The sequence below is a fragment of the Pararoseomonas baculiformis genome, from assembly GCF_017813395.1.
Lineage (GTDB): Bacteria > Pseudomonadota > Alphaproteobacteria > Acetobacterales > Acetobacteraceae > Roseomonas > Roseomonas baculiformis.
In genome coordinates this window covers 134969-150939 of sequence record NZ_JAGIZB010000002.1, presented here as the reverse complement: position 1 = coordinate 150939, position 15971 = coordinate 134969, and the positions used below count along the sequence as shown (strand labels likewise).

The following is a 15971-nucleotide window of genomic DNA, read 5'->3' as shown; positions in this document are numbered from 1 at the left end:
TCTTTCAGGGATTGGGCGGGCCAGCCCCGGGCAGCGCCGCGGCGGGTCCCTCGGCGGCGCGTTCACTGAGATCCGTCTCGCGCAGCATCTTCTGCAGCATCTCGTCGCCGATCTGGTTTTCCTCGCGTAGGCGCAGCAGGGCGCGTCGCACGGCTTCCAGCCCGCCGCCGCCATCCAGCTCGCCCTCCGCCGCGCGGGCGGCGACATGGCCGGCCAGGCGCTCCTCCCGCTTCTCCTCCTCCCGGTTCCCCAGCGAGGCCGCGCGCACCGCGCTTCGCAGCGTCAGCCCCTGCACCACCACCGCGCCGACGATCAGGAAGGCGGCCACGACCAGGGTCAGCCCCCGGTCCTCCATGCCCTGCGGCGCGGAGAGCGCAATGACGATGCCCAGGATGGAAGGGGTGCAGGCCCAGGCCATCACCCCGGCGGCCGTCAGCCGCGTGATCGCCCTTCCGGCCTCCTCCTCCCGCTCCCGCAGCGCCTCTGCCGGGGCCGGAAGGCAGGCAGCCAGGTAGGAGAAGGCGAATTGCAGGCCAAGGATCAGCAGCACGAGCGCCAGCGCCGTGCCCGCTGTCTGCCAGAGTGGCCAGGACCCCAGCGCCTGGAGCGCGCCTGGCAGCGCCCGGTCGGCGAGAAGGAAGAGCACGGCCGAGAGAAGCAGGCTCACCTCCTCCCAGAAGGCGGTGGCGGAGATCCGGGCCTCGGAGGAGGTGCTGGTCCGCCCGGTTTCGCGGTCCACCTCGCTGGATGACACGGTCAGGGCGGCCGCGATGATGGTGGCGGAGAGGGAGAGGCCCAGCGCTTGCGCCGTCAGGGCGCAGAGGAAGGGGAGCGCGACGGACACCGCAATTTCCACGGGCGCAGGGCCGACTCGGCCTCGGAGCCAGACCGAGCACCGCCCCAGCACGACACCCGCCGCCACCCCGGCCACCAGCCCCCAGGCAAACAGGCCGGCCGCCTCCAGCGGCGTGGGAGCACCTTCCTCGACCGCCTGGAGAACCAGGGCCAGCACGCCAAGCGCCAGGATGCGCGCGACCATCTCCCGCACCTTCAGCGCTTCCGCGATAGCGCGGGGCACCTGCGGGCGGCCTTCCGCCTCATGGAAAATGCGCGTGTCGAACAGGGCGCCGACGATGCCCAGCAGCAGGGCCGGCGCCCAGCCGAGCCCTGGCAGCAGCGCGCGGGCGGCAAGGGCGATGGCCGGTATGCCGATGGCTGCCAGCCCGATCCCGATTGCCACGCCGGTGCCAAGAGAGAAACGCAGCAGGTGCACGGTGACGCGGATCGCCGCCGCGAAGATGACGGGCGGCAGGAAGAGGGTGATCAGAAGCTGCGGATCCACCGGCGCAGGCGGAAGCCAGGGCAGGAAGGTCGTGGCCGCCCCGACCCCGACCAGCAGGAGCGAGGCCGGCAGCCGCAGCAGCCGGGCCAGGGCCAGCAAGGGCCCGACCGCGGCCAGCAGCAGGGCCATGAGGTGCAGCGCCGTCACGCTCAGCCCCGCGACGCCAGGCCGCGCTGGAGCGCGTTCGCGGATTCGGCTTGCCTCATGGGCCGGCTCTCCGATTGCAGCCCTGCTGCTTCCTGGGGAGCCGGTGTAACGCGCGGCGCGCGGCAGGATGCACGCGGGTGCCGCAGAGGCGCCCATGCTTCGGCACGGGGAATTCGCGCCGGCCAGGCCGTTCCCGGCCCGGGGCATGGCTGTCGCACCCGGCGCCGCGGCGCGGATCGGGTAAGGGGGCCGGCAGCGTGCTGGTTGCCGCCCCCGCGGATTGTGCCGCGGTGTGGCCCCGGGACCCCTGGCGAAGGAGCGGGGCATGCTGGATGGTCCGCCCCATCATGATCCGCCGCCGACCGTTTCTCCTCGCCCTGCCCGCGCTCGGCGCTGCCACCGCCCTGCCCGGCTGCGGCAGCGCGCCGGAAACCTTCCAGGGCAAGGGCCTGCCCTTCCGGCCCGAGGAGTTCTTCGCGGGCAAGTTCCGGAGCCACGGGATGTTCGTGACCCGGCTGGGCGCGATCGAGCGGTGGTTCACCGCAACGCTGGTGGGCGCCTGGGATGGCAGGCTGCTGACCTTTGACGAGATCTTCACCTACGACGACACCTTCGAGGACCGGCGCTTCTGGCAGCTGCGGCGCGACGAATCCGACCCGACGGGCGCGAGCTGGATCGGCGAGGCGACGGATGCGACCGGCCCCGTACGCGGCAGGGTCTGGGGCAGCGCCTTCCAGCTGGAGCACGAGCTGGACATGCTCACCCTCTCCGGCAAGCGCCGGCGGCTGGGCTTCGACCAATGGTTCATCCGCACCGCGGATGACATGGCGATCTCCCGTGCCGCGGTCTCCTGGTACGGATTCCAGGTCGGCACGGCGCAGGTCGCGTTCCAGCGGATCAGCGTGGGGGTGACGGAAGGGCAGGTTTCCCCTGGGCAGGCGGCGCGGGATGCCCTGCCCGCCGCGCCGCGCACCCCACCGGCCGCACCGGCCTGGCGCGATCCGGGCCGGGTGATGAACGCGCCGCCGCGTCGCTAGCGGCCGTTTTCACGGTTTCGTGCGGAAGGCTTGCCGCATCTTCATTCCCCCGCCCCGCCTCCCCGCGGGGAGCGCCCCGCGACAGGGCGCGGCGAGTGTGGCAGGGTACCCCCATGCGTCAGTTGCTGCTGCTGCGTCACGCCAAGTCCGCCTGGGACGATCCTGCCCTTTCGGACCATGCCCGACCGTTGAATGCCCGGGGGCGCCGCGCGGCGGCGGCCATGGCGGCCGCCATGCGCGACCTGGGCCTGCACCCTGGGCTGGTTCTCGTCTCCTCCTCCCGCCGCACCCTGCAGACCCTTGAGGGGCTGGGGGCGCTGCATGGACCGCCAAGGGTGGAGCCGCTGGACGACCTCTATCTCGCGCCATGGACGCGGCTGATGGATGCGCTGCGCGAGGTGCCCGATGAGATCGGGAGCGTGCTGCTGATCGCCCATAATCCTGGGCTGCATGATCTGGCGATGAACCTGGCCGGCCCGGCTTCCGGCCCGGAGGCGGCGGCGCTGGCCGAGGCCTATCCGACCGCCGCCCTGGCGGAGTTCGCGCTCGAGGAGCCCTGGGCTTCCATTGGCCCGCGCCGGGCGCGCCTGGTGCGCTTTCTTCAGCCGCGGGACCTGCCGGAGATGGCGGGGTAGCGCCAACCCCGCCCGGGCCGGGCAGATTGCCCGGGCAAAAGGAAGCAAGACCCGGCTTGTGCCAGGGCGCCGGGCCTTGCTAGGCAAGGCCGAGTGTACCCTCGTCGCCGCATCTTCCGCCCCGCCTACTCCCCCCGCCCCTGGCGTGGGCCCTTGCTGCTGCTGCTCGGCATAGGCGCCGGTGCGGCGGTGCTGATAGGGGGCCTGAGCGGGCCGACCCAGCTCTTCGGCAATTCCCCGGGCGAGCAGGACTGGGCTGCCACGGCCGCCGATGTGCGGGTGGTGGATGGAGACACGCTGCGGCTTTCCGACCACATCGTGCGGCTGCGCGGGCTGGAGGCGCCGGTGCGCGGCGAGTCGTGCCGCGATGGGGCGGGCCGGGTTTTCGACTGCGGGGCAGGTTCGGCCGAGGCGCTGTCCCGGCTTGTCTCCGGGCGCGAGGTGGCCTGCCGCGTGCGCGGCCGGGACCGCTTCGGCCGCGGCCTCGGCCAGTGCGAGGCGGAGGGGGTGGACCTGAACGGGGCGCTGGTTTCCGCGGGCTGGGCGCTGGCGGATGGCGGGGAACTGGCGCCGATGGAGCAGGCCGCGCGCGCGGCGGGGCGTGGGCTCTGGGCATCCGGGGCGCTTGCGCCCGCCGAGTGGCAGGACCGCCGCTGACGCATGGGCAGCGGGGCCCGGCCCCGTGCTCCAGGCCCGTATCATGCCGCTGAATGTTGCGTTACCGACCGTGCACGGCATCCCGCCGCCCCGCAGCACGTCACGGCGATCCCAGGGACGAACCGGTTCCGGTGGATGGACAAGAACAGCCACCGGCCTATCTTGCGGCGCATCATCCCGGGGGTCCTGGCCCGCGGGGACGGCAAGGGGCCGGCCTTTGGCCGCACCCGGCACCGCGCTTCCACCCATACGGCCGGTCGCACCGGCTGCGAGGATCAACGCATGAGCGACGCCTCCAATTCGGGTTCCGTCACCATCACGCTGGACGGCACGAACAAGTCCAGCCGAGCGCCGCTGGTGCAGGCGAGCGTCGGCCCGGCGGTGGCGGATATCCGCAAGCTCTATGGCGACCTCGGGATCTTCACCTTCGATCCTGGCTTCGGCATGACGGCGGCCTGCGAAAGCAAGATCACCTATATCGACGGCGACGAGGGCGTGCTGCTGTACCGCGGCTACCCGATCGAGCAGCTGGCGGAGAAGTCCAGCTTCACCGAGGTGTGCTACCTGCTGCTGAATGGTGACCTGCCGAATGAAGGGCAGCTGAAGCAGTTCACGCATGACGTGACCATGCACACGATGGTGCATGAGCAGATCCGGAACTTCTTCAACGGCTTCCGGCGCGACGCGCACCCGATGGCGATCCTGTGCGGCGTGGTCGGCGCGCTCTCGGCTTTCTACCACGACAGCCTGGACATCTCGGACCCGCGGCAGCGTGAGATCGCGGCCTTCCGGCTCATCGCGAAGGTGCCGACCATCGCGGCGATGGCCTACAAGTACTCGATCGGCCAGCCCTTCGTGTATCCGCGCAACGACCTGAGCTATGCCGAGAACTTCCTCTACATGCTCAACGCCGTGCCGGCGGAGGAATACAAGGTGAACCCGATCCTGGCGCGCGCCATGGACCGGATCCTGGTGCTGCACGCGGATCACGAACAGAACGCCTCCACCTCCACGGTGCGCCTGGCCGGTTCCACCGGCGCGAATCCCTATGCCTGCATCGCCGCCGGCATCGCGGCGCTCTGGGGGCCGGCGCATGGCGGGGCCAACGAGGCGGTGCTGAAGATGCTGGGCGAGATCAAGACGCCCGAGAACATCCCGGACTTCATCGACAAGGTGAAGGACAAGAACAGCAGCGTGAAGCTCATGGGCTTCGGGCACCGGGTCTACAAGAACTTCGACCCGCGCGCGCAGATCATGAAGGAGACCTGCCACGAGGTCCTCGCCGAGCTCGGCATCAAGGACGAGCCCTTGCTGGACATGGCCATGGAGATGGAGCGGATCGCGCTGAGCGACGACTACTTCATCCAGCGCAAGCTCTACCCGAACGTGGATTTCTATTCGGGCATCATCCTGAAGGCGATGGGCATCCCGACCTACATGTTCACCGTGCTCTTCGCCGTGGCGCGCACGGTGGGCTGGGTGAGCCAGTGGAAGGAGATGATCGAGGAGCCGGGGCAGCGCATCGGCCGACCGCGCCAGGTTTATACGGGCGCGACGAACCGCGACTACGTGCCGATGGGCCAGCGCGGCTGATCCCGCCCCAGGGCCGGCGCCGGCCCTGGGATGTCACACTGAAAACCCGCTTCGAAAGGAGCGGGTTTTTTTTATTCTCCCGGGATCTGGGTGAAGTTATCTCTGAAGATTTCCGCGCAAGTCCATGAAGGAGGAAGTTAACTCTCATTCGAATTTCATGTTGCTTTGCTCTGCCCTGCCGTCACCTTGCCATAACTTCTTTATTTTTAATCTCTACGCCCGATCTGTTTTCGTAACGTTCCCTTGATAACGCATCGGTGAACGGTTCTTCTCCATAGAGTTGCGGAGTAGGGGTATTCTTCCCGTGAGCCTTGCAGAGCCTGTGCGTATCCAACCTTTGTCCCTGGATGAGATGGTTCGTCGGCGCCTTCGCAACTGGCCACAGCACCCGCCCGGCGCACCGCACACGGCAAAGCAGCCGGGAACCTGGCTCCGCGCACGGCCCGGGGACCTGCAGACCGCGAACCAGCCCTTTCTGAAGCTGCCGGGAACGAACCGCCTGCGGACCCTTCCGGATGGGTTGTGGCTCCATTTCTCGCCCGATGCCTCGGACCCCTATGCGGATATCCTGTGCATCGAAGCCTGCTCCAGCCTGCAGAACCTGTTGGACAAGAGGTCGCGCTTCGCCCCCTCCACGACCTCGCTCCTGGCCGTCTGCCCGGTTCCCTGGCTGCTCTCCCCCATTCAGGCGCAGGATCCGACCCCGCGCTGGAAGCTGATCAGACTGATGCGGGGGGAGCCGATGGACCCGCTGGTGCTGCCGGTGCGCGACGTGCGGGTGCTCTACGGGTTGAAGGCGCGGCAATATGACGGCTTCGCCCGCACGCAGATGCCCCAGGCGCATGAGTATTTCTGCCCGATGGAAGCGCTGACCGCCGAGCGCGGGGATGAGAACCCGGCGATGCAGGCGCTGATCGCCCGGGCGAGCGCCGCAGCAAACTTCATGCACCTGCCGGGATAGACCCGCGCCACGCGAAGGTGGAAGCGCCCCCCCCCCGCTTCAGCTACCCACCTTCAGCGTTGAGACGAGCCCTCGCAGACAGGCCAGGATGGAAAGCGGCGTCAGCTTGCCGGTGCGAGGATTGGTTTCGCTAGGCACGCCTTCGATGCTCATGGTGAAGCGGGCCGCTGCGGCCTCCACGCGGATGGTGTGGGTGTTGCGGGCCAGCCCGGGTATGGCCCAGATTTCGACCATGGTGCGTTCGGGCCCGATCCCGGCCAGGGCGAGGGCGGCCGCCACGTTCACATTGGCCGGAAAGCCGCGCGCGGCTTCCAGCGCGTTTCCCTTGAAGACCAGCATGGGTTCGGTGACCGCCCCCATGTCGAGGCCCATCTCCGCCAGATAGGGAGCACCTTCGAGGCCACGGGGCGGCTTGCGGGTCTCGATGGTGACGCTCTCGACCGAGCCCTCGGCGGCGGCGCGGACCGCGTCCAGCCCAAGCAGCGCGCCGGTTGGCACGACGATACGGGCGCCGCTGCGGCGGGCTTCCTCCACCAGATGCATGCGCGGCAGGAGGGCGCCGACCGAGGCAGGGACGAAGATGCGGCCACGCGCGATGGCGGCGCCGGCCACCTGCGCGAAAACGGCGGCCGGGGCGCATTCGACGACGATCTCGGCCTCGTCGGCCAGGGCTTCGAGCGGCAGCAGGCGAGGCCTGCCGGAGAAGCCGGCGAGGTTGGCTCCGGCCTTCGCCTGGTCGCGCGCGGAAACGGCCACGAGGCGGAGGCCGTCCACCCCCTTGTCCAGCGCCCGGGCGACTTCCAGGCCGATGGCGCCCAGGCCCGCGATGGCGACGGTCTTTTCCAAGCGAATCTCCGGTCAGGTCACGGGCGAGGCGCCGCCATCGACATTGATGGCGGTGCCAGTGACGTAATCGCCGGGCTGGGAGGCCAAGGCCAGGGCCATGGCGGCGAATTCCTCGGCGCGCCCCATCCGGCGCATGGGGATGGATTGCCCCGCCTCCTCCATCCATTCCTCGTAGCTCTGCCCGCCGGGGTCGGCAGCGTGGCGGCGGACCCATTGGTCGCTGTCGATCTTGCCGACAAGGAGCGCGTTGACGTTGATGCCCAGCGGCGCACCCTCCCCGGCCAGGATCTTGGTCAGCGCCAGCCCCGCGGCACGGGAAACGGCCGTTGGCGCGCCCGTGGGCGGAGGCGCCTTCGCGCCGGTGTTCAGCACGTTGATGATGCGGCCATATCGGCGTTCCGCCATGCCGGGCCAGGCCAGGCGGGCAAGGCGAATGGCCGCGAAGAGCTTCAGGTCCAGATCGGCCTGCCATTCGGCATCGGAAATCGCGGTGAAGGGGCCGCGCTTGGAGGTGCCCGCGTTGTTCACCAGGATGTCGATCCCGCCCAGGGCGGATTCGGCGGCGCGGAAGGCGTGCTCGCAGCCCTCGGCGGTGGCGATGTCGGCCCGAACGGGCGTGCTGCTGGGGATCGAGGCCGCGGCGGCATCCAGGGCCGCTTGGTCCCGTCCGATGAGGACGACGCGGGCCCCGGCCCCGGCCATCGCATGGGCGGTCGCAAGGCCGAGGCCGCGCGATCCCCCGGTAATGAGGGCGCGACGGCCTGCAAGGGTGAGCTGCATGGTGTTCCTCCGACGGGCGGCCGCGCCGCTCCTTTCCCCGAGGTTCGGGAGCGGCGCGCCCCGGTGTCAATCCGCCGGGCGTATATTCAGGTGGTGCAGTTGATACGGAGTGCGCGCTGCACGTCCTGCACACCGGTCCCTTCCGGGCTGGCGATCGGCAGCGAACCGATGCGAAGCGGCAGGGCGTGCCCGGCAATGACGCTTCCGGCATGGTTGAAGTGGATGCCGCCGCCCGCAGGCAGGTCGTGGTCAACGCTGATCTGGTAACGGACAAAGCCGCTCTGTGCCCGGAGGAGGACGGCATAGTCACCCATCAGCCCGCCACCGGTGGTTGGGCGGTACTGCACGGTGACATCAGCCATGAGGCGGCCATCGCAATAGCGCTGCTGAGCGGCGGCGGGGCTGACCGCCATGGAGGCTCCGGCCAGGGTCAGCGCCAGGGCAGGCATAAAGCGCGTCCACCGGGTCTGGTTCATTCTCGTCTTTCCCTCTTCGCGGCTCGGTGCCGCTGGAGCAAGGGTATGAAAACGAGGGAGAAAGGACCAATCGGTGGTTTCTATGGCAACCTTCGACACAACCAGAGATTGCAAACCGGCCGCGTACAACGGATGTGGGAAAGGATTCAGATCCGGGAAAGAATGGGCGACCTACGGGGCTCGAACCCGTGACATCCACGACCACAACGTGGCGCTCTACCGACTGAGCTAAGGCCGCCATAAGGCCGACCGCGAATTCCGGTCGGCGGCGCGATTTAGAAGCATGGCGGGGCGGCGTCAACCGGGTTGGCTCGCTCAGGCTCGCGAAACCGGCCCGCCACCGCCGGGGAGTAGCTTTGACCGCTGCTCGACGACGCTCCTGTCCTTCATTGGCACACGCTGTCAGGCCTCATCAGGCTGCGGCCCAGCAACTTTTGACAGCTTTCCCGCTGGCGAGATCTCTCAGCAGGCGATTACAATCATGGCGGGCTTTGGAGGTTCGTTTGACAACCTTTTGGGGAAAATCGGCCGTCCGCCTCATCAAGGGTGAGGGCCCGACGGCGGGCCGCGCGAAGCCCAAGCTTTCCACCTGGCATCGTCATGACCGCGCCGTGCGCCGCAAACGCGCGTTACGACGCGCCGTGGGCTATGCGCCTCTCCTGCTTCTCGGCCTTCTCGCAGGAGGTTACATGGCCTATGCCCCGAGTCCTGCTACCCCGCAGGCCTGGATGGGGCATGGCGGCCAGGGCGCCTCGACCCTGAGCCTTGAGGCGCGGCATCGGATGGCGGCCCGAAGCTGTGATACGGCCCGCGCCGTCGGCCTGGCCCCTGCGAGGCGCGGGGAACCAGGCTACTGGCCGCATCTCGATGCCGATGATGACGGGATCGCTTGCGAACCCTGGCCGTATCGCGGCTGGCGGTGATTCAGGGACGGACGGGGGAGAACGGCTCCCCCTTCCCCACTACTCTCAGCCTGCCGCGCGCACCCCGGCGGTTCGGGCCTGCTTCCAGGCGGCAAGGCGGGCCAGGGCCTCATCCAGAACCGCATCGGCCTTGCAGAAGGCAAAGCGGGCGAAATGGCTCGGCGCCCCCTCGCCCGGCCCATAGAAGGCCGAAACGGGAATGGCGGTGACCTTCGCCGCCTCGGTGATGTGTCGGCAGAAGTCCACGTCGTCCCCGGTGTAGCCCAGCGGACGGAAATCGGCGGTGATGAAGTAGGAGCCTTGGGTGGGCAGCACGCCGAAGCCCAGCGCGGAGAGACCGGCCGCCAGCCGGTCCCGCTTTGCCTGGAGCGAGGCGGAGAGGCCGGCGAAGTAGGAGGTTTCCATGCCCAGCCCCACCGCCACCGCGCGCTGCAGGTTGGGCGGGGTGGTGAAGGTGAGGAGCTGGTGCGCCTTGGCGATGTTGGGGGCCAGCGACTTGTCGGCGGTGATGTAGCCCACCTTCCATCCCGTAAGGCTGAAGGTCTTGCCCGCGCTGCCGATGCGCATGCAGCGCTCGCGCATGCCGGGCAACGTCATCAGGGGGATATGGGCCCAGCCATCGAAGGTCAGGTGCTCATAGACCTCGTCGCACACGGCATAGGCGCCGTGGCGCTGGACGAGATCGGCGATGAAGGCCAGCTCCGCGGCGGTGAAGACCTTGCCGGCGGGATTCATGGGCGAGTTGAGCAGGATGGCCTTGGTCTTCGAGCCGAAGGCTGCGGCCAGTTCCGCACGGGGCAGCTCCCATTTGGGCGGGGTCAGGCGGACCAGCCGCGGGATGGCGCCGAGCATCCGCACCACGGGCAGGTAGGTGTCGTAGAGCGGCTCGATGAGGACGCATTCGTCGCCGGGGTTGAGCACGGCCATGAGGCAGGCAGTGATGGCCTCGGTGGCGCCGGAGGTGACAACCACCTCGGAGACCGGATCGATTTCCAGCCCGTAGAAGCGGCGGTTCGCCTCGGACACGGCGGCGCGGAGCTCCGGCACGCCGGTGAGCGGGGGATACTGGTTGCGGTTGTCCAGCAACGCCTCGGCCGCCGCGCGGATGACCGGCTCGGGGCCCTCATAGTCCGGGAAGCCCTGCCCGAGATTGATCGCGCCGTGTTGGACCGCCAGGGCGGACATCACGGTGAAGACGGTCGTTCCCGTGGCGGAGAGCAGATCGTTCTGCGGCTTGAGCGGGGGCGGGCTGGATGTGGTCATGACAGGCGCGGCATTCCAGAAGCTGCGGGCCTGGCCGGCGGGACGGGTGCCCGGGCGGGCCCGCCCAAGATGAATGGCCCATGATGGTGTGGCGGGGCCGGAGACGCAATCGCGCAGGGTGGGTTTGCCTGCCGATTCAGCAAATTGCACACAGCTAAGGCAAAATCGGTCCAGCAGACCGGAAAATCACCCTTCGGCATCCTTGCCCGGCCGGCACGGGCCGTGCAACGTCCGCCCGCTAGCGGTCCCTTGTGCCGGGGCGCAGCCAAAACGCGGGAGGAGCGGGGTGCGCCCGAGCCCCGCGGGATACGGAGCCGATGAAAAAGATCGAAGCTATCATCAAGCCGTTCAAGCTGGACGAGGTGAAGGACGCCCTGCACGAGATCGGCCTGCAGGGGCTGACCGTGGTCGAGGCCAAGGGCTTCGGGCGGCAGAAGGGCCACACCGAACTCTATCGCGGCGCGGAATACGTCGTGGACTTCCTGCCGAAGGTGAAGATCGAGGTGATCTGCTCCGATGACCTGGCCGAGCGGGCCGTGGAGGCGATCACCGCCGCCGCGCGCACGGGGCGGATCGGGGACGGCAAGATCTTCATCACCGATGTGCAGGACGTCGTGCGCATCCGCACCGGCGAGCGCGGCGAAGAGGCGGTCTGACGGTTTCCTGCCGCGTGCCCCGGAGAGGGATCCGGGGCTTGCGGCGGGCCAGGGCGGGGCCGACAAGGCCCCGCCGCGCGGGACGGCATGTCCCACGACGATCAACGCGTTTCAGGGGAACAGGACCCAGTAAATGGCGAACGACAAGGATAGCGTCTCCAAGGTGATGGAGATGATCAAGGAGAACAGCGTCGAGTACGTGGACTTCCGCTTCACGGACCCGAAGGGCAAGTGGCACCACACGGCCCAGCATGTCTCCACCATCGAGGAGGATACCTTCGCCGAGGGTATCATGTTCGACGGTTCGTCGATCGCCGGCTGGAAGGCGATCAACGAGTCAGACATGATCCTGATGCCGGACACGCTGAATGCCTGCATGGACCCGTTCAGCGCGAAGCCGCAGCTGATCCTGTTCTGCGACATCATTGAGCCCTCCACCGGCCAGTCCTACTCGCGCGACCCGCGCTCGACGGCGAAGAAGGCCGAGGCCTACCTCAAGTCCTCCGGCATCGGCGACACCGCCTTCTTCGGGCCCGAGGCCGAGTTCTTCGTGTTCGACGACGTGAAGTTCGGCACGGGCGGCAATTACGGCCACTACAAGCTGGAGAGCGGCGAGGGCCCCGGCGCCTCGATGAAGGACTTCCCCGAGGGGAACATGGGCCACCGCCCCGGCGTGAAGGGCGGCTATTTCCCCGTCGCGCCCGTGGACAGCGAGCAGGACCTGCGCGCCGAGATGCTCTCCACGATGATGGAGATGGGCGTCCTCGGCGAGAAGCACCACCATGAGGTGGCGCAGAGCCAGCACGAGCTCGGCACCAAGTTCGGCCCGCTGATCACGCAGGCCGACCACATGCAGATCTACAAGTACGTGATCCACAACGTGGCGCATTCCTACGGGAAGACCGCGACCTTCATGCCGAAGCCGATCTATGGCGACAACGGCTCGGGCATGCATGTGCACCAGTCCATCTGGAAGGACGGCAAGCCGCTCTTCGCCGGCAACGGCTATGCGGACCTGTCCGACTACGCGCTGTGGTACATCGGCGGCATCATCAAGCACGCCAAGTCCCTCAACGCGTTCACGAACCCGCTGACCAACTCCTACAAGCGGCTGATCCCGGGCTTCGAGGCTCCTGTGCTGCTGGCCTATTCGGCCCGCAACCGCTCCGCCTCCTGCCGCATCCCCTACGCGACGAGCCCGAAGGCGAAGCGCGTCGAGGTGCGCTTCCCGGATCCGGGCGCGAACCCCTACCTCGCCTTCGCCGCGATGCTGATGGCCGGTCTTGATGGCATCAAGAACAAGATCCATCCGGGCGAGGCGATGGACAAGGACCTGTACGACCTGCCGCCGGAGGAGCTGAAGGGCATCCCGACGGTCTGCGGCTCGCTGCGCGAGGCGCTGCAGTCCCTCGAGGCCGACCACGAGTACCTGCTGGCCGGCGACGTGTTCTCGAAGGACCAGATCGACAGCTACATCGAGCTGAAGTGGCAGGACGTGTACAAGTTCGAGCACACGCCGCACCCGGTCGAGTTCGAGATGTACTACTCCGTCTGATCCGGCGGAGCTTCGGGAAGTATCCCGGCGGGCGGCCCACGTTCCTGACGTGGGCCGTTTCGCGTTCCAGGGGCGGCGGAAGATCCCGCCGGCCCCACCCTCAGGAGGCGCGCCGGAGGTGGCGCACCGGGCGGCCCGGCGTGACCGTCTGCGCCGCCGCCGCGATGCCCTCCGCATCGATGCCGTTGATCCGGTACAGGTCGGCGATCGTGCCGGTTTGACCGAAGCGCTCCACCCCCAGGGCCCGGGTGCGGTGCCCTTCCACGCCGCCGAGCCAGGCGAGGGTGGCCGGATGGCCGTCCAGGACCGTGACCAGCCCGCAATGCCGGGGCAGCGGGGCGAGCAGGTGCTCGGCATGGCTGCGTGCGCCATGATTCCCCTCGTCACGCCGGCGCTGTGCCGCCAACCAGCCGGCATGCAGGCGATCGGCGGAGGTGACGGCCAGCAGGCCGACATCGCGCCGATCCTCGGCCAGCATCCCCGTGGCGGCGATGGCCTCAGGAGCAATCGCGCCCGCATAGGCCACCACCAGCTCGGCATTCGGCCCGGGGCGGCGGAGCCAGTAGCCGCCGGCCAGGATGTCGGCCTCCAGCTGCGCATCCATGCGGCGCTGCGGCTGCTCGATGCTGCGGGTGGAGAGGCGCAGATAGGCGGCACCGCCCGCGGCATCGCGCAGCAGGTCGTCCGGTGCCGGCGTCCCGTGGCGCTGCATCTGCTCAAGGGCGAAGCGCAGCATCACGGCCAGTTCGTCCACGAAGGCGGGCTCGAAGCTCGCCAGCCCGTCCTGCGACAGGCCGATCAGCGGCGTCTTGATGGACTGGTGGGCGCCTCCCTCGGGCGCGAGCGTCACGCCGGAAGGGGTGGCCACGGTGATGAAGCGCGCATCCTGGTAGCAGGCATAGTTCAGCGCATCGAGGCCGCGCTCAATGAACGGGTCGTAGAGCGTGCCCACGGGCAGGAGCCGCGCGCCGTTCACCGAATGCGACAGCCCAAGGGCGGAAAGCATGAGGAACAGGTTCATCTCCGCGATGCCGAGTTCCATGTGCTGCCCGCCCGGGGAAGCCTGCCAGTTGAAGGTGGAGGGAATGCGTTCCCGCCGGAAGATGTCCGCCATCTCCTCCCGCGCATAGAGGCCGCGGCGGTTCACCCAGGCACCGAGATTCGTGGAAACGGTGACATCGGGCGAGGTGGTGACGATGCGTCGCGCCAGTTCCGTGTCGCCCTTGGCGATCTCATGCATCAGCAGGCCGAAGCCCTGCTGGGTGGACATGACCGGCTGGGCCGGCACGCCCAGGGATGCAGGCACGGAAATGGCGGGAACCTCGTGCCGCCTTGCGGCCGGCTGCGCGAAGGGAATGGTGGTGAGAAAGGCGCGCAGCTCCGCCTCGGGCAGCTCCAGCCCCTCGAAGAGGTCCCACTCATGTCCCTCCCGCACCCGCATCGTTGCGCGGAAGCCCTCCAGCTGCGCGGGGGTCAGCAGCCCTGCATGGTTGTCCTTGTGCCCGGCCAGGGGCAGGCCGGCGCCTTTGATGGTGTAGGCGATGAAGCAGGTGGGGCGGTCATGCCGGGCCGCCGTCTCGAGGGCCTCCAGCAGGGTCGGCAGGTCATGCCCGCCGAGATTGCCCATCAGCTCCGCCAGTGCCTCATCCGAACGGCGGGCGATGAGGTTGGAGACCTCGCCCTGGTCGCCCAGGTCGTCGAGCAGACGCCGGCGCCAGGCCGCGCCGCCCTGGAAGGTGAGCGCGGAATAGAGCTGGTTGGGACAGGCCTCGATCCATGCGCGCAGGCGCTCGCCGCCCGGCTCGGCGAAGGCGGCCCGCTGCAGCGTGCCGTGGCGGAGGACCACCACATCCCAGCCGAAATTGCGGAAGGTCGCCTCCAGCCGGGACCAGAGGCCTTCGCGCACCACGGCATCCAGGCTCTGGCGGTTGTAGTCCACCACCCACCAGGTGTTGCGCAGCCCGTGCTTCCAACCCTCGGCCAGTGCCTCGAAGATGTTGCCCTCGTCCATCTCGGCGTCGCCAAGCAGGGCCACCATCCGCCCTTCCGGTCCCACGCCCCAGCCCTTCGCGCGGACATAGTCCTGCACGAGCGATGAGAAGAGCGTCTGCGCCACGCCAAGGCCGACGGAGCCGGTGGAGAAATCCACATCGTCCGTGTCCTTGGTGCGCGAGGGATAGGACTGCGCCCCACCGAGCCCGCGGAAATGCTCCAGCTTCTCGCGCGTCTGGCGGCCCAGCAGATACTGGATGGCGTGGAAGGCGGGCGAGGCATGGGGCTTCACCGCCACCCGGTCCTGCGGGCGCAGCACGGCCAGGTAGAGCGCTGTCATGATCGTCGCCATGGAAGCGGAGGAGGCCTGGTGCCCGCCGACCTTCAGCCCGTCCGGATTGGGACGGAGGTGATTGGCGTGATGGACGGTCCATGTGGCCAGCCACAGGATCTTGCGCTCCAGCTCCGCCAGGACACGGATCCGGTCTGTGGCCATGATGCTTCCCTCCACCTTCGTTGCTGGAACCCTAGGACGGCGGCAAGGGCATTTTTCGCCCCTTTTCGCCTTGGCGATGCGGAGTTGTGGCAGGATCTACCAATCAGGGCGGGATACAGGGCAGAAAATGGCTGAACGGGGTTTGGACGCGACGGACCGGCGCATCATCGCCGCGCTACAGGTCGAAGGCCGGCTGACGATCCAGGAGCTCGCGGAGCGCTGCGGCCTCTCCCCCTCCCCCTGCCTGCGCCGGATGCGGGCGCTGGAGGCGGCCGGGATCATCAAGGGCTATGCGGCGGTGATAGATCAGGCGCGGGTGGGGCTGCCCGTCAGCGTCTTCGCCTCCGTGAAGCTGGAGCGGCAGCGGGAGGAGGCGCTGGACCGGTTCGAGGCGACGATCGCCCGCTGGCCGGAGGTGGTGGACTGCTACCTGATGACAGGGCAGCGCGACTACCTGCTGCGGATCGTGGTGCGCGACATCGAAGCCTATGAGCGCTTCCTGAAGGAGAAGCTGACGCGGCTGGAGGGCGTGGCCTCCATCGAATCCAGCTTCGCACTGGGGCAGATCAAGCGCTCGGCCGCGCTGCCGATCGCCTGAGGCCCCACACGGTC

General features: G+C 68.6%; 15 protein-coding genes and 1 tRNA gene. 9 read left to right on the top strand and 7 right to left on the bottom strand.

The genetic code is table 11. The annotated features are described in order from the left end of the window. Positions 1-4 precede the first annotated feature (4 nt). Positions 5-1489 (bottom strand): cation:proton antiporter domain-containing protein, encoded by a 1485-nt coding sequence (locus J8J14_RS02745; RefSeq protein WP_209377906.1) that lies wholly within the window; start codon positions 1487-1489, stop codon positions 5-7. A 332-nt stretch (positions 1490-1821) separates the two neighbouring features. Between J8J14_RS02745 and J8J14_RS02740 the strand changes: the two genes are divergently transcribed. From J8J14_RS02740 to J8J14_RS02720, 5 genes are all read left to right on the top strand, one after another. Next, a complete protein-coding gene (locus J8J14_RS02740) occupies positions 1822-2526 on the top strand; it encodes a DUF3833 family protein (RefSeq protein ID WP_209377905.1) in 705 nt (234 codons plus the stop codon). Between the two features lie 113 nt (positions 2527-2639). Beyond that, on the top strand, positions 2640-3161 hold the full coding sequence (locus J8J14_RS02735) for a SixA phosphatase family protein (protein ID WP_209377904.1): 522 nt from the start codon (positions 2640-2642) through the stop codon (positions 3159-3161). 93 nt (positions 3162-3254) lie between these two features. Next, complete coding sequence (locus tag J8J14_RS02730) at positions 3255-3818, top strand: thermonuclease family protein (protein ID WP_209377903.1); 564 nt, start codon at positions 3255-3257, stop codon at positions 3816-3818. Positions 3819-4100: 282 nt separating this feature from the next. Beyond that, a complete protein-coding gene (gltA, locus tag J8J14_RS02725; RefSeq protein ID WP_209377902.1) occupies positions 4101-5411 on the top strand; it encodes a citrate synthase in 1311 nt (436 codons plus the stop codon). Between the two features lie 352 nt (positions 5412-5763). Next, a complete protein-coding gene (locus tag J8J14_RS02720; protein ID WP_209377901.1) occupies positions 5764-6372 on the top strand; it encodes a hypothetical protein in 609 nt (202 codons plus the stop codon). 39 nt (positions 6373-6411) lie between these two features. On the opposite strand, the gene J8J14_RS02715 is transcribed toward J8J14_RS02720, so the two are convergent. From J8J14_RS02715 to J8J14_RS02700, 4 genes are all read right to left on the bottom strand, one after another. Further along, entirely contained in the window at positions 6412-7218 is an 807-nt protein-coding gene (locus J8J14_RS02715; RefSeq protein ID WP_245215306.1) for an aspartate dehydrogenase, read from the bottom strand. Between the two features lie 12 nt (positions 7219-7230). Further along, complete coding sequence (locus J8J14_RS02710) at positions 7231-7998, bottom strand: SDR family oxidoreductase (protein ID WP_209377900.1); 768 nt, start codon at positions 7996-7998, stop codon at positions 7231-7233. An 86-nt stretch (positions 7999-8084) separates the two neighbouring features. Next, positions 8085-8474 (bottom strand): hypothetical protein, encoded by a 390-nt coding sequence (locus J8J14_RS02705; protein ID WP_209377899.1) that lies wholly within the window; start codon positions 8472-8474, stop codon positions 8085-8087. 165 nt (positions 8475-8639) lie between these two features. Further along, positions 8640-8712 (bottom strand) — tRNA-His (locus tag J8J14_RS02700). A 451-nt stretch (positions 8713-9163) separates the two neighbouring features. Between J8J14_RS02700 and J8J14_RS25725 the strand changes: the two genes are divergently transcribed. Beyond that, on the top strand, positions 9164-9397 hold the full coding sequence (locus J8J14_RS25725; protein WP_209377898.1) for an excalibur calcium-binding domain-containing protein: 234 nt from the start codon (positions 9164-9166) through the stop codon (positions 9395-9397). Positions 9398-9442: 45 nt separating this feature from the next. On the opposite strand, the gene J8J14_RS02690 is transcribed toward J8J14_RS25725, so the two are convergent. Beyond that, complete coding sequence (locus J8J14_RS02690; RefSeq protein WP_209377897.1) at positions 9443-10660, bottom strand: aminotransferase; 1218 nt, start codon at positions 10658-10660, stop codon at positions 9443-9445. 317 nt (positions 10661-10977) lie between these two features. On the opposite strand from J8J14_RS02690, the gene J8J14_RS02685 reads away from it, so the two are divergent. Both J8J14_RS02685 and glnA read left to right on the top strand, forming a co-directional pair. Continuing rightward, entirely contained in the window at positions 10978-11316 is a 339-nt protein-coding gene (locus J8J14_RS02685) for a P-II family nitrogen regulator (RefSeq protein WP_073139598.1), read from the top strand. 133 nt (positions 11317-11449) lie between these two features. Next, a complete protein-coding gene (glnA, locus tag J8J14_RS02680) occupies positions 11450-12871 on the top strand; it encodes a type I glutamate--ammonia ligase (RefSeq protein WP_209377896.1) in 1422 nt (473 codons plus the stop codon). 100 nt (positions 12872-12971) lie between these two features. Here glnA and J8J14_RS02675 read toward each other — a convergent pair whose 3' ends face one another. Next, positions 12972-15359 carry a transketolase gene (locus tag J8J14_RS02675; RefSeq protein WP_209377895.1) on the bottom strand — a complete coding sequence of 796 codons (2388 nt, stop codon included), beginning with the start codon at positions 15357-15359 and terminating at the stop codon, positions 12972-12974. A 127-nt stretch (positions 15360-15486) separates the two neighbouring features. Between J8J14_RS02675 and J8J14_RS02670 the strand changes: the two genes are divergently transcribed. Next, entirely contained in the window at positions 15487-15957 is a 471-nt protein-coding gene (locus tag J8J14_RS02670; RefSeq protein ID WP_209377894.1) for an Lrp/AsnC family transcriptional regulator, read from the top strand. Positions 15958-15971: the final 14 nt, after the last annotated feature.